The sequence below is a fragment of the bacterium endosymbiont of Bathymodiolus sp. 5 South genome (genome assembly GCF_900128535.1).
Lineage (GTDB): Bacteria > Pseudomonadota > Gammaproteobacteria > PS1 > Pseudothioglobaceae > Thiodubiliella.
In genome coordinates this window covers 1-1,494 of the sequence record NZ_FQTR01000293.1, presented here as the reverse complement: position 1 = coordinate 1,494, position 1,494 = coordinate 1, and the positions used below count along the sequence as shown (strand labels likewise).

The following is a 1,494-nucleotide window of genomic DNA, read 5'->3' as shown; positions in this document are numbered from 1 at the left end:
GTTTTCGCCATTTTTCGTTAAAAGATATTTGTCTGCCCCTCTTAGTTCGTTAACAATCACATTGTAAAAAAGCCCATGATGAGTTGAGATGATAAATTTTTTATCTTTATCTTTCGAGTCTTTTATTAATTGAGCTAAATGACTGGCGACTATGATGACATTATTATCATCCAATGACGATATGGGATCATCGATGTAAATCGTTTTAACCCATGCGTAATTTTCATCATTATCAATAGCCAACTGAGCAATAGCAAGAAAAAAAGACCATACAAAAATATTTTCCTCTCCACGAGATATTTTTATATCTTCAACTTTTTCACTTTTCCCCTCTTTTGTTATCTCTCGAGAGAAACTTACTTTTTTTGCCTTTAAATCAATACTAAAATCAAAATCAACATACCGATTTAACAACTCTCTTACACGCCTTTCAATATCAAAACCATGACCTTCAAACACTTTAAAAAATTTCGACTCTTTTAATTGCAAAACTCTCGTCGTATCATTCTCTAAATCATTGTCCCAATGAAACAGATCTTCGGTAAAGGCATTAAAATAAAGCGTATCGCTTGTTGTTGCCAATTCTTTAAAAGCCCTAGAGAGTCTTGTTTTTCCTACACCATTATGAGCAAAAATCACTTGTACTTTTTTATCACTTTCTTTTAAATGTTCGGCTACCGACTTTAAAGCGTTATAAGTGTCTATATTTTCAGACTTGTTACTCATACTCCGACCTCATTACTAACAAACAACTGTTGCATTAAGCCTTTTTTGTGTTGCTTGAGGTGGTTTATTTGTTGGTTTTGTGCTTCAATAAGGTTGTCTAGTGTGCTTAGGGTGTTGGCGATTTTTTGTTGTTCTTTTGGGGATGGAAAGCATAATTCTATCTCTTTAAAATGATTGTAATATAAATGAACAATAGTACCACCTTGTCCGTATTTTGATAATTCAAGTTTTTTTACAAAATTTATATAATAAGAAAAAAATACGCTATTGCCGTATTTTTTAAATCTTAATATATTTATATCTCCACCAATCAATACATCACACTCCTCAAGCGCTGTTACATTTGCTAAATCTATGGCTGTAGTAGTTGTGGAACATGGAATTAATAAATCACCTAGTTTAGACTCTACTCCAGCACTTGAATGAGTGCGACTATAAACCTCTTTAATTACTTCTGAATATCTTGTATATAGTTCTCCGTAAAGAATACATTTATCCTTGCCATTTTTAACAACATCTTTTTTAGATAAGCCTTGTCCTTTTTTTCCTATAAATACATCCCCTAACTTTTTCTCCTCCCACTCCCCACTAAACTCCTTAAACCTAAGTTTAGGCACTAATCTACTCATCAATCCACCCACCTTAACAAATCGCTATCTATCTTGCTAAATGCAAACACCTTTTTACCCAAATCTTTTAAACTAGCCCCTATATGGTATGCTTGAGTCTTGTCTATAATTAAAAATCTATCATGATAGTTATTTGACT

At 32.5% G+C, this 1,494-nt stretch carries 2 protein-coding genes and 1 pseudogene; all 3 read right to left on the bottom strand.

Annotation, left to right across the window (positions count from 1 at the left end; translation table 11 throughout):
- On the bottom strand, positions 1–726 hold a 726-nt coding region (locus BBROOKSOX_RS10930; RefSeq protein WP_180324021.1), incomplete at its 3' end, for an AAA family ATPase.
- Positions 723–1,355, bottom strand: coding sequence for a restriction endonuclease subunit S (locus BBROOKSOX_RS10925; RefSeq protein ID WP_139661833.1), 633 nt, complete (start codon positions 1,353–1,355; stop codon positions 723–725). The genes BBROOKSOX_RS10930 and BBROOKSOX_RS10925, both read right to left, overlap by 4 nt.
- Positions 1,355–1,494 (bottom strand): annotated as a pseudogene (locus BBROOKSOX_RS10920) (ORF6N domain-containing protein); the annotation flags it as partial. The gene BBROOKSOX_RS10925 and the pseudogene BBROOKSOX_RS10920, both read right to left, overlap by 1 nt.

Excerpts from the sequence above, each read along its gene's own strand:
- BBROOKSOX_RS10925 (WP_139661833.1), bottom strand. The coding sequence starts at position 1,355 with ATGAGTAGATTAGTGCCTAAACTTAGGTTTAAGGAGTTTAGTGGGGAG.